Source organism: Mastigocladopsis repens PCC 10914, from assembly GCF_000315565.1.
In the GTDB taxonomy this organism is placed as follows: Bacteria; Cyanobacteriota; Cyanobacteriia; order Cyanobacteriales; family Nostocaceae; genus Mastigocladopsis; species Mastigocladopsis repens.
On sequence record NZ_JH992901.1, the window covers coordinates 736912 to 757982 of the forward strand.

Genomic DNA, 21071 nt, shown 5'->3' on the forward strand with positions numbered 1-21071 from the left:
GCAGTTAGCAGTTACCAGTTTTGAGCGGGAGTCCGGAGGCCCCCATCACGCTCCGGGTACGTTTCACTTGGGGTCTAATATCAGTTATCATTTGTCAGTTTTTTGGTCACTGTTTACTGTTTACTGTTTACTGTTCACTGTTCACTGTTCACTGTTTTAAGCTTTTTTCCTACCACAATCTTCTAATAATCTGACAATGAGTGCCGTCCAGCCAGTTTGATGGCAGGCTCCCAAACCGTGACCTGTATCGCCACAAAAATACTCATGAAAGAAAATAAGGTTGCGCCAATGAGGGTCAGAAGTAAAGTATTGATTTTTACCCTGCCAGGGGCAATATCCCTGCTCATCTGGAAGGAATATCCGAGAAAGGCGCTCTTGTATTTCTTGCGCTACCTGTGCAAGATTCATCATCTGTCCGGAACCTTTGGGACACTCAACCTGTAGATTATCGCCGTAGAAGTGATGGTAACGTTCTAGGGCTTCCACAAGCAGGTAATTGAGGGGAAACCAAATTGGTCCACGCCAGTTGGAATTACCGCCAAAAAAGCCACTGTTAGATTCACCTGGGAGATACTCAACGCAGTACTCTTGATCATCGAAACGTAACACATAGGGGTTTTCTAGATGAAAGCGTGACAGAGAGCGGATACCATAGGGGGAGAGAAATTCGTTTTCGTCTAGCAAATAATGCAGCACCCGTTGCAAACGTTCTTGTGTGGGAATTGCCAGTAAAAGATGATTAGTCTGTTGCGCTTTCTTCATGCACGAGATGTGTTCAGTAACATCTTTGCGGTTTGCCAAAAACCATTCCATCCGTTTCAAGAACCCCGGCAAATTCTGGATGACTTGAAAATCCAAAATCTCCACAGCAAATAAGATGACAATTCCAACGAGCGATCGCACTTTTAAGGGAGTAGACTTGCCATCCACCGCTAGCCAATCATAGTAAAAGCCGTCTTCTTCATCCCAAAGTCCAGTTCCCCCAAGTTTGTTCATCGCATCGGAAATTGCCATGAAATGCTCAAAGAACTTAGAAGCGATGTCTTCGTAGGTGGGGTCTTCATCTGCAAGTTCCAAAGCCATCGCCAGCATGATCACACAAAAAAATGCCATCCAAGCGGTACCATCTGCTTGCTGGAGATCTCCACCAGTAGGCAAGGGCTTGGAACGGTCAAAGACACCAATGTTATCCATTCCCAGAAAGCCCCCTGCAAAGATGTTTTTCCCCGCAACGTCTTTGCGGTTCACCCACCAAGTAAAGTTGAGCAAAAGTTTTTGGAAGACACGGGCAAGGAAAACGCGATCTCTTTGTCCCTTTTGTGCTGTGATTTTATAAACACGCCAACAAGCCCACGGGAGAACTGGCGGATTTGTACTACAAAAGTCAAACTCGTAAGCTGGTATCTGTCCGTTTGGGTGCGTGTACCATTCACGGAGAAACAAAATGAGCTGCTGTTTGGCAAAGTCTGGATCAATTTTGGCAAAAGCAACGAGGTGAAACGCCAAATCCCAAGTGGCATACCAGGGATATTCCCATTTGTCGGGCATGGAAATCACGTCGCGGTTGTAAAGGTGAATCCAGTCAGAATTGCGAACGTTTCCATCCCTTGCTGGTGGCGGTTGGGCTGGGTCGCCTTCCAGCCAGTCTTTTACACCATAATGATAAAACTGCTTTGACCACAGCAGACCAGCATAGGCTTGTCGCACCACTACGTTTTCATGTTGAGATTCTGTGGAAATGCGATTTTTGTAGAATTCTTCACTTTCGCAGATACGTTGTTGAAATATCTGCTCAAAATTGTGGTCGAATGGTTGTTCTGGGGCTTCTTCCTCAGCAAATAGTCGCAACCGCACTGTCATTTCTTGCTCGGCTGGGACTTCCAAGCGATAGTAAGCTGCTGCTTTTGTTCCTACCATTTCAGGATTGACGGCATCGGTACGTCCATCCACAATGTACTCGTGAAATGCATCTTTGACGTAGGGACTGGGGTTTTCTGCACCAAATAACTTTGCTGCGTTTGTTTCATTGTCAGTAAACAGGAAAGTTGGTGCGTCACTATCTGGCAGAGGTTCAACGACAAAACGGAATTTACTAAGTGTTTCATGGGAAAGCAAAAGCTCTCCATCTTGTTTATATTCGATGCATGGTTTTGACCAATAGCTTTCGCCTGTGCGACCCCAAGACCAGGTATTTTTGAACCAAAGTGTTGGTAAAAGGTGCAGAATCGCAGCTTGTGAACTGCGATTAGCAATGGTAATTTTCATTAAAATGTCGTTGGGAGCAGCTTTGGCATACTCGGCAAAAATGTCAAAGTAGCAGTTTTCCTCAAAAATCCCAGTATCTATAAGTTCAAACTCGCCTAAGTCCTTGCTCCGGTTGCGATTCTCCTCAACTAAGCGCGTGTAGGGAAACTCACTTTGGGGATACTTGTAGAGCGCTTTCATGTAGGAGTGCGTTGGTGTTGAGTCGAGGTAGAAGTAATATTCTTTTACATCCTCTCCGTGATTTCCCTCACTACCGCTCAACCCAAAGAGGCGCTCTTTAAGAATGGGGTCGCATCCGTTCCAGAGGGTAAGGGCAAAACATAGACGCCCTTGGCGATCGCATATCCCCAAAAGTCCATCCTCGCCCCAACGGTAAGCACGACTGCGTGCATGGTCGTGGGGGAAGTAGTCCCAGGATGACCCGTCTGCTGAGTAGTCCTCGCGCACTGTCCCCCACTGCCTTTCTGCAAGGTACGGTCCCCAGCGCTTCCAGTTTTTCTCCCGGCGTACCTCTTGGGCAAGACGCAAAGACTCGGCATTGAGTTTATCGTTCTGGTTCATGGGTCAATACGAATTCAGCAAAAAATAGCGACAAATCGCGGCTTTAAATAGCTTAATGTCAAGCGTGTCGGGAAACAGCTACTAATAAATCCCTCTTACAGCAGAATTCAGAATATGCCCTCCGTGTACGCTGCGCGTTAACGCAGTTCCGACCTAGGAGGCACAGAAGTCAGAAGCGGAGCCACCAGATGCTCTGCCTCCGGTCAGAAGTAAAATTGGCTCAGTGTCTGGCTTTTAGACAATAGAACTCTTGCAAAAGTATATTTTTTTATATAAAACCACAGATAGACACAGATTCACACCGATATTTATCTGTGTTTATCTGGAGGATACTGCGTTGCAGTGAGACCAGTGCTGAAGGAGGGTTTCCCGACCCAGGCAACTGGCGTGAGTCCTCTGGACAGGCTACGCCAACGCCAAAGACCATCTCGAAGTACAAGCCCAGTCCTTAAAACGCAACATCAGCAGCAATCTCCTGCCAGCGAGTAGCCAAATCCTCCGCAGTAGAACTTTCAACAGCGGCAAGGTTTAACGGATAGTCCACATTGTCTCGCTCGATCCAGCGCGCGGCTGTGAATTGACCATTGCTTGCCCTTAATATAAATCCAGATTCTTGGCATTCTGGAGAAGCGAGATATAACACTCCAGGGGCTACTCGATTGGGTCGCAAATCCTCTGGCTGATCTTGTACGTTCCACATCCGCGTTTTGGCTACCGGCGAAATCGCATTAACGAGAATTCCATGCTCTTTGCCTTCAACCGCGAACACATTCATCAAACCGATCTGTGCCATTTTTCCCATAGCATCTCTAGGCGAGACCACTGAGTGCATATTGCTTATAAATAGCTCTATCCGAAGTCGTCAGCACAATCCGTCCGTAGTTTTGTCGCTTCATAATCCCAAAGGCAGCTTGAGCCAGCCATGTTGGTGCTTCTAAATTAATACTGATGGCATGCGTCAAAAATGGCGTTTCGTTGGTTGCTCCCCTATCTTGCTTGGAATGGATTTACGACGTTCATCAAAATCTGGAGGTTGCTTCTTAACGTGAGCTAACGGATCAAAGCTGAACGACGCTTCAGGGCGCCTGTTGGTGTGAAGAACGGAACCGGGGTGGCCGCCCTGAAGCGTTTGATCGAGCGCCGTGTTAGGCTGTGTCGCCGGAAGATGGAAGCGGACAGACTTCCATGGCTTGAATCAAGCCCTGCGCGATGGTGAAACGATGACCGACGTGCTCATCGGCAAGAACTGCTCCAGCTAGGTCGCGCACGACCTGATGCACTTCGACCAAGATACGCCCGACCTCCTCCGGGTGAAAAGTCACCGGCTCCACGTGCCCGTTGATCTCGCTCCATTGCTCCGTCCAGTAAGCGCGGACTTCTTCAGGTCCACGGACAAAACCGCCTTTGAATGCTCTCGGCCAGGTCACGTCCGGAGTCATGAGGGCGAGGGCGGCGTCAATGTCCCGCGCGTTAAAGGCCGCGTAGGCCGCGCGGAGCAGTTCGATTTCTGGTGTAGGTTGATCTGACATAAGTGGTGTGGTGAAGGATACGCAGTAGGGCCTAACAATTGATAGACAGAAAGTTTCTGTATAATACTCCAAAGCTGCTGTTTAAGCCGAATCTTTCCGCATAATACGCTCATTTGGGTGGATAGGTCGAAAGTTTCTGCATAACATCCTAAAGGGTAGAGGCTAAAGGGTAGAGGGTGGACTGGCTCTATCTATCTTCCGAACCGTTGGGGCGCGCGCCTAGTTGAGTTGAAAGTCTCTTTAGACTTGCATATAACTGTAGGTTGGGGAGCCAGCGCTGCAGGAGGGTTTCCCTCCGTAGGCGTCTGGCGTTTGAGTCAAACGAAACCCAACAAAATCCAGCACTCGTTGGGTTTCACGCCATTCAAACGCCACTTTGACGCCAGTTGCTACAACGGAGGGAACCTCCCTTCCGGTTCGGGAGTTCGCAATCGACGGGAACCGCCAAGACTGCGACTCCCTCACCGCAACGCACTGGCTCCTCAAGTCGGGAAACCCTTCCTGTGCAAGTGGCTCCCCAACCTACGATTCTGTGCGCCTTCAAAGAGAACTGGTATTAGCTACCCAACTATTACCTCACTGTTACTATCTGTATAATCCATACTTACAGTCACCTGCTGCCAAACATCCAAATCCGTTTTGATCCATTCCAGTTTTTCATGAATCAGGCTCATAGCATCCGTGCCTAATACCAGTCGCATCGGTGGATGAGGACTTTCCACAGCTTGAATGATGGCTTGCGCCGCTTTCGCTGGATTGCCAGGTTGCTGACCATCCATCTCTTTGAACCACTGCAATGAAGCACCGCTCACGGTCGCATAGGCATCAATGGATTGTTCGGCTGCTCTTAGAGAGCGTCCGTTGAAGTCTGTGCGAAATGCCCCAGGTTCAATTAAAGTCACTTTAATTCCAAAAGATTCAACCTCCTTAGCCAGGGCTTCAGATGTGCCTTCCAGGGCGAATTTAGTGCCACAGTAGATGCTGCTGCCGCCAAACCCCACTAATCCTGCCGTGGATGACATATTCACAATGTGACCGCTACCTTGCTGACGCATCAAAGGCAAGACCGTTCGGATCAGACGGAGTGGCCCAAAGAAGTTGGTTTCAAACTGTTGGCGAATATCAGCATCACTGACTTCTTCAAGTGCTCCAATGAGTCCATAGCCAGCATTGTTGACCAGCACATCAATTCGACCAAATGTGGCGATTGCTGTATCAACCGCTGCTTGTATGTCTTGGGATGATGTTACATCCAGACGTACAGCCTTTGCAGTCTCTGGATAGTGCTCAATCAAAGCGCGAAGTTGCTCTGGTTTGCGAGCAGTAGCAAGCACTTCGTCGCCCTTCTTCAACACAGCTTCTGCTAGGGCACGTCCGAACCCTGTTGAACATCCTGTAATCAACCAAACTTTAGGAGCGACAGGATTTTTGTCTCTTGTCATTTGTTTTCTCCAATACAAAAGCGATGAGACGCGCCTCATATTTCTTACGATAGGAGACAGCCATGTGACTGTCCAATATATATTTGACTAAGATTAATAGGTTAGACATATAAGTAAGATGGAATTACGGCACCTGCACTACTTCATCGCGGTGGCTGAGGAACTACACTTTAGTCGAGCAGCACAGCGGTTGTGCATTTCCCAACCCCCCCTCAGTCAGCAGATTCGTGATTTGGAAGATGAACTAGGAGTCAAGCTGTTTGAACGAACGAAGCGGCAAGTGCATCTGACTGAAGCAGGCAAAGTGTTTTTAGAGCGCTCCTATGGAGTGTTAGCGCAACTCGAACAGGCGATCGAAGTGACACAACAGATCGGGCGGGGTGAGGTTGGACGGTTGGCGATCGGCTTTGTTGACTCTGCAATGTATACGTTACTACCAGAGATTGTAAGGGTCTTTCGAGAACAGTTTCCGGCCGTAGAACTGCGATTGCATGAACTGACGACTGCTCAACAGATTCAAGCGCTGCATCACAAACAGGTTGATATCGGCATTGTTCGTTCTGCCATCAGCGAACCAGGTTTGAGTGTGGAATGCCTTTTGCCAGAATCATTGGTCTTGGCGTTGCCAGAAACCCACCCGTTGTCTGCCCAGACTCAAGTGTCGCTCTCCACATTGGCTTCGGAATTATTTATCCTATTTCCTGCCAAAATGGGACCCGTCTTTTACGAGCAGATTATTACCATTTGTCAACAAGCTGGATTTCGTCCGAAAGTGGCTCAAGAGGCAGTTCAGATGCAGACGATCATCGGCTTAGTTGCAGCAGGACTGGGCATTGCGATCGTTCCCGCCTCCTTGCAAAACTTCCACAGAAGCGGAGTCATTTACAGACCTTTACAAGAGCAGATACCTAAAATCGGACTTTATCTGGCTTGGCGGCAGCATGATTTCTCACCAGTCATAAGCGCATTTCTCAACCTGGCACGGAAGACGACACGGCGGGGAGTTAAATCGTGATGATACGTGAGCAGTTAGGGATCAATCACTTCACCTGCGGAGCCTTCAAGTAATGTCTCAGCAGTAACCTGAAGCAGCCTAACTGTTTATTATGCGGAAACTTTCTATATAACTACCCCAAATCAGGTGATTATACAGAATTTTTCTATATAACATTCATATTCAGGTATTATAGGGAATTTTTCCGTGTAACTACCTTAAGTAAGCTGACTATATTATTCCTTTGCTAAACAGTAATCTTGCTCCTAGGTTGAACCTAGGAGCAAGGCTGGGATTTTTTACTTCCCTATAAAATTATGGAGAATTAGCAATTGATGAAGAATTTTCCTTGCTTCAGGTGTTTCTCACGCTAAATCAAAAAGCAAGATTTCTGCGCCGATGTTGGTGTTGATTTCGAGTTGTTCTTCACCACTTATTTGCACCCCATCACCTGCTCTGAGTTCTTCACCATTCAAGGTTGCAACCCCTTTAGCCATTTGCAACCAGACATGACGATTGGGTTTGACGTGATAGTTTACAACGTCACCCGGTTCCAAAATAGATGTGTATAAATCAACATCTTGGTAGATGGTGACAGCACCGTCACGTCCATCTTTAGCACCAATTAAACGCAGTTTCCCATGCCTTTCTTCAAGAGAAAAAGCTTTTTGTTCATACCTTGGTTGCAATCCTTGTTTGTTAGGAAGGATCCAAATTTGCAGCAAGTGGACTGGCTCAGTTTGGGAAGGATTGTATTCGCTGTGGGTGATACCAGTACCAGCGCTCATGATTTGCGCTTCACCTGGAAGTATGACTGAACCAGTTCCCAAACTGTCTTTATGTTCTAGTGCTCCTTCTAAAACATAGGTGAGGATTTCCATATCGCGGTGTCCGTGGGTTGGGAAACCAGCACCTGGAACAACGCGGTCATCGTTAATCACTCGTAGAGTGCGAAATCCCATGCGGTTTGGATCGTAAAAACCACCAAAGGAAAATGTGTGGTAACTATCGAGCCAGCCTATCTTGGTACGACCGCGTGCATTTCTATCATGAATGAGGTGAGTTTTGGTATTGGAAGCCATAGATTTTCCCTCCATCTAGTTCGTAATTTGTAATTCGTATTAATCTTTACAAGAGTTGGCAAGACTTAGTACAGGATTTCATTAATTCGTAACGGATTAAATCGGGTGAAACTCTCCGCCCCTCTGCGCGTTCATCTGCGTTCATCTGCGTTTAAAAAAGTTACTAACTTATGCAAATTTGTAATTAGTCATCCTTAATTCGTAATTACTGACTCAAACTAATTATGACTAATTATAAATTAGTCTATTGCACCTTTTTTTCAACTATCTCAATCTTAAAATACATTCATATAAAATGAAAAGTACGCACTGAAAAGTGCGGTACTTACCAAAAAGATACTGCTCAATTATTTTCTTTTCACTTAACAATGACTTAATCACTAGCTTGGATTGAGAGCAAATGTTACTTAACAAATAAGCTGGGTTGAAGAACGAAACCCAGCCTACCATACATGATTAACAGCTATTAGCTATTAGCAACAAGAAACTTATTTGACAGCAGGTTGTCTAACAGCAGCTTGCTCTTCAGTTTTAATAGTGGCTGCATTACCATTTCCATTTTGGGTGACAGCGGCTTGTAGATGCGCTTCTAGGAACCAGAGTCGCTTGTCAATGGTGCGAGACACTTCGGTGTAAAGGTCAGCTGTGTCAGCGTCTCCTAGGTCGGTTGTTTTGTCAATGGCTTCGCGCAGTTGTTTAGCATAGGGTGCAAAGCGGTTTGCCAAAGCGGTTACATGCTCCATGCCCATTAAAATATCAGTAGGATATTCTGGCAGGAATGAATTGGCAGAGGCCATACGAACTGTGCCACAAGCATAACCACCCAAGGCGGTAATGCGTTCAGCAAACATATCAATGTACTCTTCTAACTCACCGGCGATTTCATCAAACATTTCGTGCAACTGGTAGAAGTCAGTGCCTTTGACGTTCCAGTGCGCTTGCTTGACTTGGCTTTTGAGATCCGATGTTGCGGCTAGAGTCTGGTTGAGAGTTGCAGCAATCTGTTTGCGCGCCTCAGCAGGAATGTCAATGCGGGTTGGGTAAAGACGTGTTGATAGGTTATTGTCGCTCATGGTTCTGTCTCTCTCATCGGCGTGACAAGACAAGTCTACAGACACTGCTATGCTGTCGGAAACTCTCTACCGACAGATGGAATTTTTGCTGAAACAGTTATAATTTTTGTTAATTGTTTACTCTTAACTTCATAACTAAATACGATGGTTGCCTATTGCACTGAATGTACCACCGTAGATTTGATTGTGAATCCTAAACATCCTGAGTATCCAGTATTCAGAATATGACTAAATTTTCACCTGTTTTCTGTAGGCCTTAGGTGTTGTGCCTATAAGTTTGCGAAAGACGTTTGTAAAGTGGCTTTGACTCTGAAAACCCACTTGTTGGCAGATTTCGTCTATTGCTTCCTCTGTTTTAGCTAATAACCTTTTGGCTCTCTCTATTCTGCAATTCATCACGTACTGGTGCGGCGAATAACCAGTTGATTGTTTAAACAGGCGTGAGAAATGATACATACTCACCCCCAATGCTGTAGAAATCTCAGCTAGACCTAAATCTTTTTCTAAGTTTTGATTGATATATTCAATTGCTTGCCGTAACTTCAAACTTGAAAGTCCTTCAGAGTGTATGGCAATCTTTGTGGAAGACACAGAATAGTGTTTTAGCAGGTGAAGGCAGAGGGTCGTTGCTAAAGATTCGATGTAAACACGGCTACCCATACCATCGGATTCTAATTCTGCTTTAAGCGCCAGCCCAATTTGTTGAAGCAATGGGTCTGAGGTTGCAAAATGTGGTAATATATCGGTCTGTTGCAAATCTACTGAGTCGTAAACAGCACGCGCAAACAGAGCTTTTTCTAAACTCAAGATTAAAAATTCAGTTTCTAACTCCCAGCTTGATTTGTGACAACTATTTGCTGGAATAACTGTAACGTCGCCGTATTGAATACACTCATGCTGGATGTATCCGTTCAACACTCGTTCTGCGTTGATGGGCTGTTTGACAAGGCTGATACCGATAACGTGCTGTTGAGGACTATGTTCTGGTGTCTCAAAAGCTGGCTGTTGATGATAATCTAGACGTATGCCATCCCAGTTAGCATGGTAACTGGTTGCAAGAGGCGATCGCGGAAGAATTTGCGAACACGCTTCTTCCTGAGCAAAATCGACTTTTATGATTTCCTCCGTTGGCATCGCTCTCACCTCAGAAACGATTGCTTTTAAGGTTTAACGCTATATTTACTTCTCATACAATCTCGATGGCTGTATTCAAAAGTAAAAAATTTCATGCTAAAAATATTAACACACTAAGTGTTCAAAATAATCTACCACTCCCATGAGTTACTTTGTTATCTACGACGGGAATTGCAATCTCTGCGTCACAAGCGTGCAAATGCTGGAGAACCTCGACAAGGGACAACTGTTTCGCTACATCCCTATGCAAGATGAGCCAACTGTCGCACAGTGGGGAATTACACCTCAAGATTGTGAGTTAGGTATGATTCTTATTGATGCAGATGCACCAGAAAGACGCTGGCAAGGCAGTGCTGCTGTTCTTGAAATTGGTCGCCTTTTGCCTGGGGGCAGCGTATTCGTGGATGCATATCGCGCTTTACCAGGGGTAAAATGGGCGGGTGACCAAATTTATGAACAAATCCGCGATAACCGTTACACCATTTTTGGCAAGCGTTCTAGTACCTACAAATCTGTGTATTGCGTTGACGGTAGCTGCCAATAGTGAACAGTTATCCGTGAGTAGTGATAACTGTTCATTGTGAGTAGTTATCACTTAGCGAGTTATTATTGAAGACTTCTAGTGTCTGCCTGCAAAACTGTTTGAGCTTTTCCCCGACCTGTGAGGAAGGCACAGAAGCACCGACAAAACTCCAGTTTTCTACTGTAGAAAGTCGCCACTGTTCACCAAGATGATTGAAGCCAGCGACTTCCACGCCTATTGCACGGCGTGCATCGTTGACGGGGTCTTGATAAAAACGGATTTGAATTAAGATACTGCGGCTTTGCCAAGATTTGCTAATGCCAGGAAAGTGAAAGCCTATGTCTATGGAGTCTGGATCGACTAACTCCCTGGTTTGCGGGTCATTTTTCCAGGGTTTGAGATCCGATCTGGCATCTGGAAACTCAAATTTGAATAAATTAACTACGGTAGCAATCTTGCTCGCAAATTCAAGGTTTGTTGCCATCTCAGATGCGTTCACGAAAACACTCCTATGTTGTTTCACTAGGGGTGTGAGCTTGTCGGGATGTAGGGCAAGGTTTTTGTTGTACTAGTATCGCTATGTTAAGCAACTCTACTCAAAATTTCAAGAAAAGAACATGAATTTGTGCTTTTGACAGAGAAGATAGAGGATTTTCAGCAAAATCCTCCGCTAGCAAGCACGATAGAATACGCCAGCGATCTAAAATGAATCCCCAGTAAGTTACTGATGCTGGTCTGGCTTGTCCTCGTGATACTGGCGGATGCGAAAACCCCCCTCGCGTTGCAAGTAGCCCTCAATATCTCGCATAGAGTTATAGAGGCGGTTAAATTTGTGGTCGATTTTCTCGTTCAACTGCCCCAACACCATCTGCACAGTGTCCTTTCGGTTCACATAATCTTGAATGTGCAGATCAAGTTTTTTATCCAAAGCTTCAATTTGATGAAGCCTAGCTATTAATTTTTCATGACCCTCGCTAGCTATGTGCTTGATTAAATCCTCATCAAGCTCCTTAAGAGTATTGGCTAGATTGTTAAATGAAGTAATAATTTTGATGACCGCAGCAGCCAAGACGGAAGCACTTACTAAGATACCTAAAATCACTCCGGTTGATTCTAGAGTCAGAGTAACTCCTGTTGATGGTGACGGAGAATTGTTAACAGCAATTAGAGATTTTGTAAAAGCCATTGATTGAAAATAAAATGCCGTTGTTCAATGAATTTATGGCGATCGCCATAAGTCCTCCTAAACTAAAGCAGAAATTAAAAACGTCGTATTTGTTGCGTCATAAGGAATTGATGCCAGGGTATCTCCATCTGGGGCTTCCCAAGAAAGACTGTCACCAGGGGCTAGGAGAATATCCAGCACTAGCCCTGGCTCAGAACCTCTGTTGGCAATAGACAACGACACTACGTTATCTGGCGTGTTCCCAGCAGAAGAGGACTGTATGAGTGTGGGTATCCTGGTTTTGGGCGTGAATCGCTGTTGTAAATCTTTCAGCAATCCAATCAGCTTTGTTAGATAAATAACTTGCTGTGGTAAGCTTCCTTCTGCAAAAGAGACAGAGGCTCCAATTTGCCCACTACTGTAAGAATCTATACGAAATCGAATATTGTTATTTGTAAAAGGGAAGATGATAATATAATTCCCTTCTTGAGTTGCAGAAGTAACAACCTCTATAGAAGGGGAAATTTGGTAAAAGGATATTGGCTGCCAATCTCCAGAGGAATACTGAATTTCACAAACAAAGCTCCCTACAAAATCTAAAAATTTGATATAAACATCTGCATAAGAAAACTTGGGGTCTGGAAAATTTTTCTCAAAAAAAACAGTATTTAATCCACTGTTTGGATAAGCAGAGTAATAATCATAAGGTTTAGCCAAATAACTTAAAGTAACTGATTGGCTATTAACTTGCTGTATAAGGTTTTGGATGGTTTGAACTATTGCGTTATTGTAAATAGCCTCTTGACCCAAATCCTCAAATGATTCTTTGCTCAAGTAACAGAAGGCTTGTATTTCTCCTGCTTCGTTATAATTTGAGACCACTAATCGCAAGTAACTTGCTTTAATGTTTGTATAACAAAATCCAGGATATCTAACTTGCTCTAGGAAGGCAATTTGACTAGAGTAATCAGGATTGTAAAAAGCGAAGGTTTGAGGAATCCAATTGATGCTATCATTAGAAACTTCTAAACTAATTGTGGCTGAATAGTCAAAAATTCCTATAAGTTGAAAAGAGAAAAATCTGTAACCAGTCGCGTTTTCTGAAACTAAAATACCATCTTGACTTAAAGTTTTGCTTATAACTTTATAGTCGTTATTGGGCGAGCTACCATTGTAAACGTTGATAGTAGAAGCGCTTTCTCTAGATAGCGGCATCACACAAACTCCCGAACTAAAGCAAAACCATCCCCCGCAGCCTCCCACATACCAGCAATTGCTCCAACGTATCCAAAAGGCAATTCGTAGTAGCTTCCAGATGTAAGTTTTGTGCTAAATGCGTTCAGCGCAACTTTATCTGCTAAGTCTATGTACAAAGTATTTGGACATTCATTCCAAATTGTTGCCCCTTTACGATTTTGATTGGCTTTTAGAAAAACAACTGAAGTGGGAGAAGCGGTGATACTTGTGGCAGTCACTTTAATGCTTTTTGTATTTTCTTGATTCGGACTGTTTAAGGGCATAATTACTCAAGCTTTGATTCAATTCGCAAAAGGTCAATTTTTAAAGTTTGAATTAGGTCTTCTGTCGTGTCCGACTGCGGCCCTCTGTACTCCCAGACTGTCACACGCAAGTCTTTAAGCCAGGGAGCGTTTTCTAAAAGCAATTCGTAAGTTGAGGTATAGTTTTTAAAAACTACCAGCGCTGTTCGATTCAATCTCATGTAGACGCGAGCGCCATCAACTGGTGGTAGAGGAGAAGCAGAACCGCCAGTGCCAATTTGGATGCGTTGGATTAAGTTGCCTGCAAATCTCCAATGAGCTTTGGCTGATTTTGAAAGGCAGGGCACAGCAAGGATATGTTTCTCAAACAGGAAGGGAACCTCAAAAGCTGGGATGGGATAATGCCCCCCTGCGGAGGTAGCGATGACCGCTTCCCTTGATTCATCGTAAATTTGCGACCAGTTACCCTGAGTCGTTAGCTGAAGAACTGGTTCAGACACTCAAAGCATTCCGCAGGTTATTAAATTTTGCTCAACTGTTATCAAATAATCGTCAATATTCATTTCACAAGTTTCTAGGATGTCGATGTAATCCTGGAATGAGATTTGACCTAGGATAAATTTTTCAAGCGCCAAGTTTGCGACCTCTTGTTTCTGAATTAGTCTTGCACAGTCGGAAAGCGTCAAGTTATCGCTCTTGGCAATGAAAATTTCTGATTCTAGAAAACGCCGTATCATCGGTAAACTTCCGGCTTGAAAGAAACTCCCCTGTTGGTATTTCCTGCTGCCACGGCGTTGGCGATCGCTGCTTTAGCCGCTGCGTAATTTGGTGCGTCTGCACCCTGCCCAAAAGGATATGTGTAAGAGGTATTATTGCGCTTTTTGTAGGGTCGTCCGGTAATTTTACTCGTTGTTGCTACTCCATCAGTCAACCCATAAATCACTACAGTTGCGCGAGCCGGAACGAAACTAATGATTCGGCTTGAGTTGGCAGATGTTGCCACGTGGTTAAGCGCATCAACACTAAGTCCGGTCTGACCGATATTATTACGGGCACGTTGGGAATAATCTACCATCGCTAGCGTTGTGCTGGCTGCTGCAACAGCGAATGGCTTAACATCAACCTCTTCTAAATCACCAGGGTTACTACCAGCAGATCTAACGTAGTTTACGTTAATTTTGCCTGCTTTATAGTCTTGATATCTTGCTAACTGAGTACCAGCAGGAGCGTTGGGTACTGGGGTGTCTTCCGAATTTCCAACATTACGCAAGTATTTTAAAGCTGCATTTAAAGCGTTGTATTTTCCCATTGTTGTTTTTTAGAAAGCTACTAAATCTTTGATAGCACAGGATTTAGGCACTTTTGTTAACGTCGAAAAGTTAACTATTCGGAATCTATTTTATGCGGCAATCACTCGTTCAATAACTGAACGCAATTTCACATTTCCAGTGGCGACTAAGTTAATAGCATTAGTCTGTCCCCATATCAGTAATTGTGCGTATTTAAAACTGACATCTACTCTAGGACGTTTTACAGGCTTTTTAATTGTTCTGCCATACACTCTATGAGTTCCAGGATTGAGTGAGTAAGTTCTATCATGGTCAACAAATTGAAAGTAATCATTATTAAATGTGTGATTTTGTATTTGTAAAACTTGTCTGATTACTCTTTATCCTTCTGTTTTTGATTTTACTAATAAGCGCAAATCATAACCATGTTCTAAATCTAGGTATGTAGCCTTATACCATCCCTTATCCCACGTAAAAACAGGATTAGCAAATAAGTTTTTAATTTCTCTTGCTAGAGATTCAGCTTTAGGTCTACCGATAGTTTCTGAAGTTTCATTCATTAATCTAAAGGTAATTTCAGCCCGAACACGGTTATATTTTGAATCTGTAAGAGTTGGGTCTAATTTCTCTTGAAAATAAAGCCTTACCTGTGGTTTAAACTGAGTTTCTCTTTGTAATTCTTGTACAGGAATTCCATAAGTTGGAGTTTGCAAAGATTGAGTATGACCCACAGTTACTTCAAATAACCACATTCTTAATTGAGTCATTGCCACAGTGTCATCATCCTTGATTAAACAACTGTGCTTGAGTCTAGCTTTAGGAGTACTGATATCATCATCAGCTTGATTTTTAAAGTAGGCGCGGACAGCTTTATTATGCTCAATTCGCACTAAATCTTGTAAGTTTTCCCATTCACTAAATCCTTCTGGGAGGGGCATTAATCATCAGCCTCCTTGTCTGATTCCGCAAGAGCCACAGCAGCGCTTACTGCTTTACTGGCATCTGCTTGAGTTTTTACTGCTGTGTTTTCACTCTGTTCTTTTGTTGGAGAATCACTAATTGATTTTTTGAATTCGTCTGTTTGCTGCTTAATTTGATTGATATTCTCAGTGACGCTTAACACCTCTGATGTAATCATTTCAAGACCACTAGCAGCGTCTTCTAAATTTTGAAGCCTTTGTACCCAAACACTTTGAGAGTTGACTTGCTCAGGCATCCAGCGATAGGCACGTTCACCTACAACGCCAAACTTTTTGAGGGCATTACCAATTCTTCCTATATTTTCTGCAACAAATTCAGAAACGTTTCTTACACTATCTACTATTGACCGTACAGAGTTAATGATGTTAGCTCCAGCTTGATAGATGCGGTTCCATTTCTTCCAAGTCGTTTTTATTCCTGTCCAAGTTTCTACTCCGAATAGATTTTTAGCAAAGTTCTCAATTGTAGTTCCAATAAGAGAGCGTGTATCTATATCATTGCCATCTGCATTTTTAAAGAAAATATTACCTATATTATCAATTACACTAAACAACGTATCTGCTAGGCTACTACTGAGCATATAAGCGTTATGTGTTGTATTAATCCAAGTTAAAACATTCAGCATTCTATCTAAATGCAACCAGGATGCAACCTTATTAAATTTGTCAAAAAACTGTTGTAAAAAACCAGACAACCCACCATTGGGAATCTGAGCGCCTAATTTATCATCAATTTTATCAAGCCTTTTTAAAACTTCTCCTAAACCTGCTAAATCCAAGCCATTTAATGCTGCATTTAACCCATCCAGTTTTGATGAATTCCCTTGTACAGCATTCCTAATTGAGGAAGCACAAGCATTTCCTTCACAGGGATTATTAGTATTGCCACCAGGAGGAACTGTTGGCGGCTGATTGGGTGTTGATAACGGGTCTGTTGGAGTTTGGGGTGTTGTGGTGGGGATTGCCAGCGGGGGAATGACGGGCAGTAGCTTAAGCCCATCTTCAGGAACTTCAGTTTTTTTAGATTGTGGTAGCCCACTAGGTAAAGGTTTTTCGTCTAATCCAGTAGATGAGCCTGTAGGGCTGTAAGAGGAACCATTAGTTTTGTAATGATGAGGATCTGAATTTTCATTAAATCCTCCACCCAGTGCTGGAGTATTTTCAGGAGGGGAGTTTTGAGGGGTTTTATTTACCAGTGGTGAATTTTCTTTAGGACTGGGAGTATTGATTGGCGTAGGGGTTATTTCCGGTAAGTTTCCACCTAAGTTACTAGGTGTTGTAGTCGGGTTTGGGTTTTGACGTGGGGCTAGTCCGGCGTGTGGTATCCAATCAGGTGCATCGCCGCGAGGAGTGCCGCCAGCAGTCAACCCGCCAGGAACGTAATTGTTGGGAGCGGGATTGTTTCTTGCTTCCGGGGTAGCCCTAGGAACAGCAAACTCTTGGTTCCCTGGATGAGCGATAGATCTAGGTGTACGTGTATCGGGCTTTATTGGTAGTGCAGGTGGGTTGCCGCCAGTATCTTGTCCTGGTAGCACAGGGACAAATTTAACTAAAGTTGGAGTGGGATTTTGTGCATTAACAGGACGGTTTTCGCTATAAACTCCATTTAATCGTTTAGTGTAATTTGTTCCATCAAAAGAGATAATGTCATAACTTGCCCATCCGTAAATTTGTCCTCCTCCCGCATCATATGTATAATCAGCTAGTTTAATGATAGAAACAACTTGACCTGAAACAGTTCTTGCAGAAGAGCGGGCATCTTTTTCTGTAAAGGCGTTTATATATTCTGCTGTGTCGTTAGAAAATATAGCGTTGTACTGTATGCCAATTGTTTGACCACCAATAAATGGCGGTAGTCCTTCGTATGGTTCGCTCGCGGGGATTGCAGTTTTTGGAAGTGAGCGAAAATTAGCATCACTAATTGCCCCAGCAACAAAGCCGCCAATGATTCCGCCAACAAAAGCACCAACAGGACCTGCAACAACAGCACCAACAGCAGCTCCTCCAATAGAACCAAGAGTAGATGCAGCCGCACCACTAGCCGCTTGCACAATTGGTTGACCTGCGACCAAGCGAAACCCAAAATCAATTGCCCCCCCAATCACTGGCACAGGCACTCTACCAATAGCTTGCGGCAATCCAGAGGGACGAGCTGTAGCTTCTGGCGCGGGACCAGACACGGCGCTGCGCGGGACTGCTGACGATGGCGGAACTGTCGGGTCAATTAACGCCGTGGGGCGTGCGCCTGATTGCGTGGCAACATCTACGGGGGGAGATGCCGGGGAGGGAGGTTTGTTGACTGTGGGATTATCTGCTGATTTAGGGCGATATTGACTTTCATAATCGCGAGAAGTAACACGAGGTTCTTGTGGTGGTTCCGCAGGAGCAACTCGCCTTCTAATTTCGTCCCGCCGTAGCTGTTCCCACTTAAATATCTCCTCCTCGATGGCATCTTGTTTAGCTTTCTGCTGTCTGAAATATTCTTGTTTTGCAGCTTCTTCTTCCCGCAACAATGCACGTTCAGTTGCACTAACAACAGGAGTTGCTCCTTCCGCCTTTGATTTCAGCGTCAAAGGAAGGTCTAAAGGAACAGCAGCAGATGGACGTGCTAATACACTATCGAATAACTCAGCATCTGCATAATCAAGTGATGAAAATCCAGGCATTATTAATTCGCCTTAAAAATGGCAGGAAGTGCTGTATTAGAGAGTTCTTGGGCAAACGTCCAGATTTTCGCGCCTCCTGCTTGATAATCTCCGGACATTTGGATTGAGTGACGAATCAATGCACGATGTTTTACATCTGCTTGCACATAAAAGACGCCTGCTTGAGAGACTCTTTCTGTGTATCCTACGCCTTCTATTGCTGTCATTGAGGGATTAATATTTGATAATGCAAAACCACACCATACGGCTAATTTCTCTACTGTATTTATCTGGCTTGGTATATCAGTTGCTATGTTGAGTGCTGTCATGTTAATTGATGAAATAGAAAAGCCTTTTATCTTTTATAAACGATTGCAATTTCATTTCCTATAGACAAGTTTTATGTAAAACAGGTATATATCCTGAAGTCATCAAACACTTACCCCATTTACACTTGAGCAAGTTTAATGTTTGCGAGAAACGAAACTCATACCACTTTTACCTATTAATAAAGGTTAAATATGTAAATGCCTAAGGTTAATCGAATGGGGCAAGCAGCTTTTCTGACTGATGCCGACTATCTCAAAATTAAAAGTCACCTAATCAGCTCTCATCACAAGCTGATTTTTGATATCGCCTGGTGGACTGGAGAGAGACTTGGTGCTGTGGTGCAACTGCCAGCCAATGCCGTTTTTGATGCTAAGGGCAAGCCATTAGATTACATCACTTTTCCAGCACGTACCCGCAAAGCATCACCGGATGGAAAGCGACAGACACGGCAAGTCCCCATACACCCCAATCTACGGGAAATTTTGCGTGAGTACTGGAACGCCCACAAACCGAACTTGAGCGGGTTCCTCTTCCCCAGCAATAACACTCACCTTCAGTTTCAGACGGCTGACGACGCACTGAGGCGGGCTTTAGTGAAAGCTGGCTTAGAAGCGAATGGCATTTCAACCCATAGTTTTCGGCGCACTCTGATTACAAAGCTTTCACGGCGGGGAATCGCAACCGCAACCATTAGAAAAATCACAGGACACCAGGATATGAAGTCGTTGCAACGTTATATCGAAGTTTCAGACGACCAAATTAAGGAGGCGATCGCCACTCTATGAAGCCACTACTACTTTACTTTCAGCAATTACAGGAGAGTTCCCAACTCATCGAGGGGCGGCTGTTACTACTGAATGCACAAAAGAACTGTATTCAAAACACCTACATTGCCACTTCTGGTTGTCCGGGTCATCAATCCTCTGGATGTATTAGCGCTCGTGGCAAAGGACCGATTCCGCCAATCAATTCCATGCGGATCAACCATTACTCAGTGGCAACACAACCTTTCGCTCTACCGAACGTTCGCGGTGTTGAGGGAAACTTTTACAAGATTCTTCCTGAATATGTGACAGTGGAAGGAGTCTAGCGAGGAGATTTTGGCGTTCATCGGGATGCTAACGTTCCTGGCTCTGCTGGTTGCATTGTCCTCAGAACTCCCAACGGTTGGGCTGCTTTTGAGCAGGATATGAAAGCCTTGGTGTCAGATGGCATTAAAGAGGTTCCGTTACTGGTAAGCTACGCACGCTAAAACAAAAAGAGTTCTCCCTTGCATAGATAAAGAAAATTTGCTTCAGAACAGGATTACGATTCTGAAGCAATTTGCATCAGGGTTGTCTACTCCACAATGGTACAAATGTTTGTGGATCACCTCAATGACCGCTGTTGCACTTCAAATTCATCATCACCTGCAACTCGTACCCACTCGCCAGCCGGCGATTCAAAAACGTACCAAGTGTTAACTGGTGGATTTGGTAAGGCAACCAACTTACAGCTATCAACCCAAACATACCCATCCTCTCCCATCTGCCTAACAGTGCATCCGTACTGGTTGGCGATTTGCACCAGTTGGAGCAGTGGCCTGGCGTACTCGGTTGTATTCTCCTCAAAAATTGAGTAGCGGTTAACTGAGGTCAGAGAATCAATCACTATCAGGTCTGGCTGAAATTCCTCAATGTCTTTTACTAATTGAGGAATGGCATCAATGACCCAATTGGTTCGATATTTAAAGTTCATATCTGGATGAAAGCCCCTGGCGCGGAGTGCTTGCCTCATGTCGTGAGGACTTTCATCGGTCTGATAACACAATACCCGTCGTTCACTGGCTGTTACCGGATGCCCACTCCAGCTTTGCCCGGTTATCAGATTGTATGCCAGCTCATAAATCAGTTTGGTCTTACCCACCCCGCCTTCAGCGTGGAACAGGATTGTAGTTGCTTTGGGAATAAATCCATGCAATAACCACTCCCTATCATTCGTGCCGCATTCCTCATCTAACTCTTTTAATCCCTTGAGTGGTTCGTTTGAGAAATCAGCTAATGATTTGAGATAAAGCTGTTCTAATTCTCTTTGAGACTTCCCAAACTCCTGTGCCAGTGTTTGTAGTTTCCAAATTTTGTATGCTGGGTCAGAAATTGTGTATTCAATGTTTCTGATTGCTTCAATCAGTCTCTGGTATTTCCACTTATCAAAATCTTCTCCTTTATCCCAAGATTTTGTAAACTTAAGCACTTCTTGCTCAATATGTTTAACAAAATCTAAAGGATTAACAAAGTCATCAAAGCCTCTAGAGACGATTTTGTTTCCTAAGCTGATTCCTAGTCTCCGAATGTATTTTTCTATGACCAAATCGGTCATGCTTTCTAGGGTGACTGAACCAACTGTTGTGTGTATTAAAGAACTTAGTTTATTTCTCCCTCCTACACTTTGTAAAGTTCCTTTATCCTCTAAGTAGTCAATAACAGACAGCAAGTTGATGTGTTTTTGCTGTTTGTGTAAATGACGTATAGCACGATATATTCTCTGGTGAGACTCAAGAAGGAAGTTCTGCCTATACCAA

The 21071-nt window shown here is 44.1% G+C and carries 24 protein-coding genes and 1 pseudogene; 4 read left to right on the forward strand and 21 right to left on the reverse strand.

From position 1 onward, the window contains the following. Window positions 1-156: 156 nt before the first annotated feature. The 6 genes from MAS10914_RS0105520 to MAS10914_RS0105535 form a co-directional block, all read right to left on the reverse strand. Window positions 157-2826, reverse strand: coding sequence for an MGH1-like glycoside hydrolase domain-containing protein (locus MAS10914_RS0105520; protein WP_017314910.1), 2670 nt, complete (start codon window positions 2824-2826; stop codon window positions 157-159). A 448-nt stretch (window positions 2827-3274) separates the two neighbouring features. Beyond that, window positions 3275-3619 (reverse strand): Rossmann-fold NAD(P)-binding domain-containing protein, encoded by a 345-nt coding sequence (locus tag MAS10914_RS31445; RefSeq protein WP_156818091.1) that lies wholly within the window; start codon window positions 3617-3619, stop codon window positions 3275-3277. 16 nt (window positions 3620-3635) lie between these two features. Beyond that, window positions 3636-3788 (reverse strand): hypothetical protein, encoded by a 153-nt coding sequence (locus tag MAS10914_RS33925; RefSeq protein ID WP_156818092.1) that lies wholly within the window; start codon window positions 3786-3788, stop codon window positions 3636-3638. 183 nt (window positions 3789-3971) lie between these two features. Continuing rightward, a complete protein-coding gene (locus MAS10914_RS0105530; RefSeq protein ID WP_017314911.1) occupies window positions 3972-4355 on the reverse strand; it encodes a nuclear transport factor 2 family protein in 384 nt (127 codons plus the stop codon). Between the two features lie 240 nt (window positions 4356-4595). Further along, a complete protein-coding gene (locus MAS10914_RS33930) occupies window positions 4596-4820 on the reverse strand; it encodes a hypothetical protein (protein WP_156818093.1) in 225 nt (74 codons plus the stop codon). A 95-nt stretch (window positions 4821-4915) separates the two neighbouring features. Next, window positions 4916-5797, reverse strand: coding sequence for an oxidoreductase (locus MAS10914_RS0105535; RefSeq protein ID WP_017314912.1), 882 nt, complete (start codon window positions 5795-5797; stop codon window positions 4916-4918). Between the two features lie 118 nt (window positions 5798-5915). On the opposite strand from MAS10914_RS0105535, the gene MAS10914_RS0105540 reads away from it, so the two are divergent. Next, on the forward strand, window positions 5916-6812 hold the full coding sequence (locus tag MAS10914_RS0105540; protein ID WP_017314913.1) for a LysR substrate-binding domain-containing protein: 897 nt from the start codon (window positions 5916-5918) through the stop codon (window positions 6810-6812). A 344-nt stretch (window positions 6813-7156) separates the two neighbouring features. Here MAS10914_RS0105540 and MAS10914_RS0105545 read toward each other — a convergent pair whose 3' ends face one another. The 3 genes from MAS10914_RS0105545 to MAS10914_RS0105555 all read right to left on the reverse strand — a co-directional run bounded on the left by MAS10914_RS0105545 (window position 7157) and on the right by MAS10914_RS0105555 (window position 10080). Beyond that, the gene (locus MAS10914_RS0105545; RefSeq protein ID WP_017314914.1) at window positions 7157-7873 is read right to left on the reverse strand and encodes a pirin family protein; all 717 of its coding nucleotides are present in this window, start codon (window positions 7871-7873) and stop codon (window positions 7157-7159) included. A gap of 488 nt (window positions 7874-8361) precedes the next feature. Next, complete coding sequence (gene dps, locus MAS10914_RS0105550; RefSeq protein ID WP_017314915.1) at window positions 8362-8946, reverse strand: DNA starvation/stationary phase protection protein Dps; 585 nt, start codon at window positions 8944-8946, stop codon at window positions 8362-8364. A gap of 228 nt (window positions 8947-9174) precedes the next feature. Beyond that, entirely contained in the window at window positions 9175-10080 is a 906-nt protein-coding gene (locus MAS10914_RS0105555) for a helix-turn-helix domain-containing protein (protein ID WP_017314916.1), read from the reverse strand. 142 nt (window positions 10081-10222) lie between these two features. Here MAS10914_RS0105555 and MAS10914_RS0105560 point away from each other — a divergent pair, with 142 nt between their 5' ends. After that, complete coding sequence (locus MAS10914_RS0105560) at window positions 10223-10624, forward strand: thiol-disulfide oxidoreductase DCC family protein (RefSeq protein ID WP_026082347.1); 402 nt, start codon at window positions 10223-10225, stop codon at window positions 10622-10624. A gap of 31 nt (window positions 10625-10655) precedes the next feature. On the opposite strand, the gene MAS10914_RS0105565 is transcribed toward MAS10914_RS0105560, so the two are convergent. The 10 genes from MAS10914_RS0105565 to MAS10914_RS0105610 form a co-directional block, all read right to left on the reverse strand. After that, the gene (locus tag MAS10914_RS0105565) at window positions 10656-11102 is read right to left on the reverse strand and encodes a hypothetical protein (protein WP_071599797.1); all 447 of its coding nucleotides are present in this window, start codon (window positions 11100-11102) and stop codon (window positions 10656-10658) included. Window positions 11103-11324: 222 nt separating this feature from the next. Continuing rightward, the gene (locus tag MAS10914_RS0105570) at window positions 11325-11789 is read right to left on the reverse strand and encodes a hypothetical protein (RefSeq protein ID WP_017314919.1); all 465 of its coding nucleotides are present in this window, start codon (window positions 11787-11789) and stop codon (window positions 11325-11327) included. Between the two features lie 57 nt (window positions 11790-11846). Next, window positions 11847-12983: a hypothetical protein gene (locus MAS10914_RS0105575; RefSeq protein ID WP_017314920.1), complete on the reverse strand. Its 1137-nt coding sequence runs from the start codon at window positions 12981-12983 to the stop codon at window positions 11847-11849. Then, window positions 12983-13288 (reverse strand): hypothetical protein, encoded by a 306-nt coding sequence (locus MAS10914_RS0105580; protein ID WP_017314921.1) that lies wholly within the window; start codon window positions 13286-13288, stop codon window positions 12983-12985. Before MAS10914_RS0105580 ends, MAS10914_RS0105575 begins: the two co-directional genes overlap by 1 nt. A gap of 2 nt (window positions 13289-13290) precedes the next feature. Then, the gene (locus MAS10914_RS0105585) at window positions 13291-13767 is read right to left on the reverse strand and encodes a hypothetical protein (protein WP_017314922.1); all 477 of its coding nucleotides are present in this window, start codon (window positions 13765-13767) and stop codon (window positions 13291-13293) included. Beyond that, on the reverse strand, window positions 13768-14004 hold the full coding sequence (locus MAS10914_RS29640; RefSeq protein WP_017314923.1) for a hypothetical protein: 237 nt from the start codon (window positions 14002-14004) through the stop codon (window positions 13768-13770). After that, a complete protein-coding gene (locus tag MAS10914_RS0105595) occupies window positions 14001-14576 on the reverse strand; it encodes a hypothetical protein (protein WP_017314924.1) in 576 nt (191 codons plus the stop codon). Before MAS10914_RS0105595 ends, MAS10914_RS29640 begins: the two co-directional genes overlap by 4 nt. Window positions 14577-14936: 360 nt before the next feature. Further along, a complete protein-coding gene (locus tag MAS10914_RS31450) occupies window positions 14937-15494 on the reverse strand; it encodes a hypothetical protein (RefSeq protein WP_017314925.1) in 558 nt (185 codons plus the stop codon). Beyond that, window positions 15494-18202 carry a hypothetical protein gene (locus MAS10914_RS0105605; RefSeq protein ID WP_017314926.1) on the reverse strand — a complete coding sequence of 903 codons (2709 nt, stop codon included), beginning with the start codon at window positions 18200-18202 and terminating at the stop codon, window positions 15494-15496. The genes MAS10914_RS31450 and MAS10914_RS0105605 overlap by 1 nt, the downstream gene beginning before the upstream one ends. Window positions 18203-18204: 2 nt before the next feature. Next, complete coding sequence (locus MAS10914_RS0105610) at window positions 18205-18510, reverse strand: hypothetical protein (RefSeq protein ID WP_017314927.1); 306 nt, start codon at window positions 18508-18510, stop codon at window positions 18205-18207. Between the two features lie 198 nt (window positions 18511-18708). Between MAS10914_RS0105610 and MAS10914_RS0105615 the strand changes: the two genes are divergently transcribed. Further along, window positions 18709-19296 carry a tyrosine-type recombinase/integrase gene (locus MAS10914_RS0105615; protein ID WP_156818094.1) on the forward strand — a complete coding sequence of 196 codons (588 nt, stop codon included), beginning with the start codon at window positions 18709-18711 and terminating at the stop codon, window positions 19294-19296. After that, complete coding sequence (locus MAS10914_RS32000) at window positions 19293-19601, forward strand: hypothetical protein (RefSeq protein ID WP_017314929.1); 309 nt, start codon at window positions 19293-19295, stop codon at window positions 19599-19601. Before MAS10914_RS0105615 ends, MAS10914_RS32000 begins: the two co-directional genes overlap by 4 nt. Before the next feature lie 278 nt (window positions 19602-19879). Here the strand turns inward: MAS10914_RS32000 and MAS10914_RS0105625 are convergent, their stop codons facing one another. Both MAS10914_RS0105625 and MAS10914_RS36105 read right to left on the reverse strand, forming a co-directional pair. After that, window positions 19880-20869 carry an AAA family ATPase gene (locus tag MAS10914_RS0105625; RefSeq protein WP_198014963.1) on the reverse strand — a complete coding sequence of 330 codons (990 nt, stop codon included), beginning with the start codon at window positions 20867-20869 and terminating at the stop codon, window positions 19880-19882. Beyond that, window positions 20864-21049 (reverse strand): annotated as a pseudogene (locus MAS10914_RS36105) (DnaB-like helicase N-terminal domain-containing protein); the annotation flags it as partial. The pseudogene MAS10914_RS36105 and the gene MAS10914_RS0105625, both read right to left, overlap by 6 nt. Between the last annotated feature and the right edge of the window lie 22 nt (window positions 21050-21071).

What these genes read in the sequence shown, in the direction of transcription:
- MAS10914_RS0105595 (WP_017314924.1), bottom strand. Translation starts at nt 14,576, where the DNA reads ATGGGAAAATACAACGCTTTAAATGCAGCTTTAAAATACTTGCGTAAT.
- MAS10914_RS0105530 (WP_017314911.1), bottom strand. Translation starts at nt 4,355, where the DNA reads ATGTCAGATCAACCTACACCAGAAATCGAACTGCTCCGCGCGGCCTAC.
- MAS10914_RS0105540 (WP_017314913.1), top strand. Translation starts at nt 5,916, where the DNA reads ATGGAATTACGGCACCTGCACTACTTCATCGCGGTGGCTGAGGAACTA.
- MAS10914_RS0105545 (WP_017314914.1), bottom strand. Translation starts at nt 7,873, where the DNA reads ATGGCTTCCAATACCAAAACTCACCTCATTCATGATAGAAATGCACGC.
- MAS10914_RS31450 (WP_017314925.1), bottom strand. Translation starts at nt 15,494, where the DNA reads ATGCCCCTCCCAGAAGGATTTAGTGAATGGGAAAACTTACAAGATTTA.
- dps (WP_017314915.1), bottom strand. Translation starts at nt 8,946, where the DNA reads ATGAGCGACAATAACCTATCAACACGTCTTTACCCAACCCGCATTGAC.
- MAS10914_RS0105580 (WP_017314921.1), bottom strand. Translation starts at nt 13,288, where the DNA reads ATGCCCTTAAACAGTCCGAATCAAGAAAATACAAAAAGCATTAAAGTG.
- MAS10914_RS0105520 (WP_017314910.1), bottom strand. Translation starts at nt 2,826, where the DNA reads ATGAACCAGAACGATAAACTCAATGCCGAGTCTTTGCGTCTTGCCCAA.
- MAS10914_RS32000 (WP_017314929.1), top strand. Translation starts at nt 19,293, where the DNA reads ATGAAGCCACTACTACTTTACTTTCAGCAATTACAGGAGAGTTCCCAA.
- MAS10914_RS0105535 (WP_017314912.1), bottom strand. Translation starts at nt 5,797, where the DNA reads ATGACAAGAGACAAAAATCCTGTCGCTCCTAAAGTTTGGTTGATTACA.
- MAS10914_RS0105575 (WP_017314920.1), bottom strand. Translation starts at nt 12,983, where the DNA reads ATGCCGCTATCTAGAGAAAGCGCTTCTACTATCAACGTTTACAATGGT.
- MAS10914_RS0105615 (WP_156818094.1), top strand. Translation starts at nt 18,709, where the DNA reads ATGCCTAAGGTTAATCGAATGGGGCAAGCAGCTTTTCTGACTGATGCC.
- MAS10914_RS0105555 (WP_017314916.1), bottom strand. Translation starts at nt 10,080, where the DNA reads ATGCCAACGGAGGAAATCATAAAAGTCGATTTTGCTCAGGAAGAAGCG.
- MAS10914_RS0105570 (WP_017314919.1), bottom strand. Translation starts at nt 11,789, where the DNA reads ATGGCTTTTACAAAATCTCTAATTGCTGTTAACAATTCTCCGTCACCA.
- MAS10914_RS0105625 (WP_198014963.1), bottom strand. Translation starts at nt 20,869, where the DNA reads ATGACCGATTTGGTCATAGAAAAATACATTCGGAGACTAGGAATCAGC.
- MAS10914_RS31445 (WP_156818091.1), bottom strand. Translation starts at nt 3,619, where the DNA reads ATGGCACAGATCGGTTTGATGAATGTGTTCGCGGTTGAAGGCAAAGAG.
- MAS10914_RS0105605 (WP_017314926.1), bottom strand. Translation starts at nt 18,202, where the DNA reads ATGCCTGGATTTTCATCACTTGATTATGCAGATGCTGAGTTATTCGAT.
- MAS10914_RS0105610 (WP_017314927.1), bottom strand. Translation starts at nt 18,510, where the DNA reads ATGACAGCACTCAACATAGCAACTGATATACCAAGCCAGATAAATACA.
- MAS10914_RS0105560 (WP_026082347.1), top strand. Translation starts at nt 10,223, where the DNA reads ATGAGTTACTTTGTTATCTACGACGGGAATTGCAATCTCTGCGTCACA.
- MAS10914_RS29640 (WP_017314923.1), bottom strand. Translation starts at nt 14,004, where the DNA reads ATGATACGGCGTTTTCTAGAATCAGAAATTTTCATTGCCAAGAGCGAT.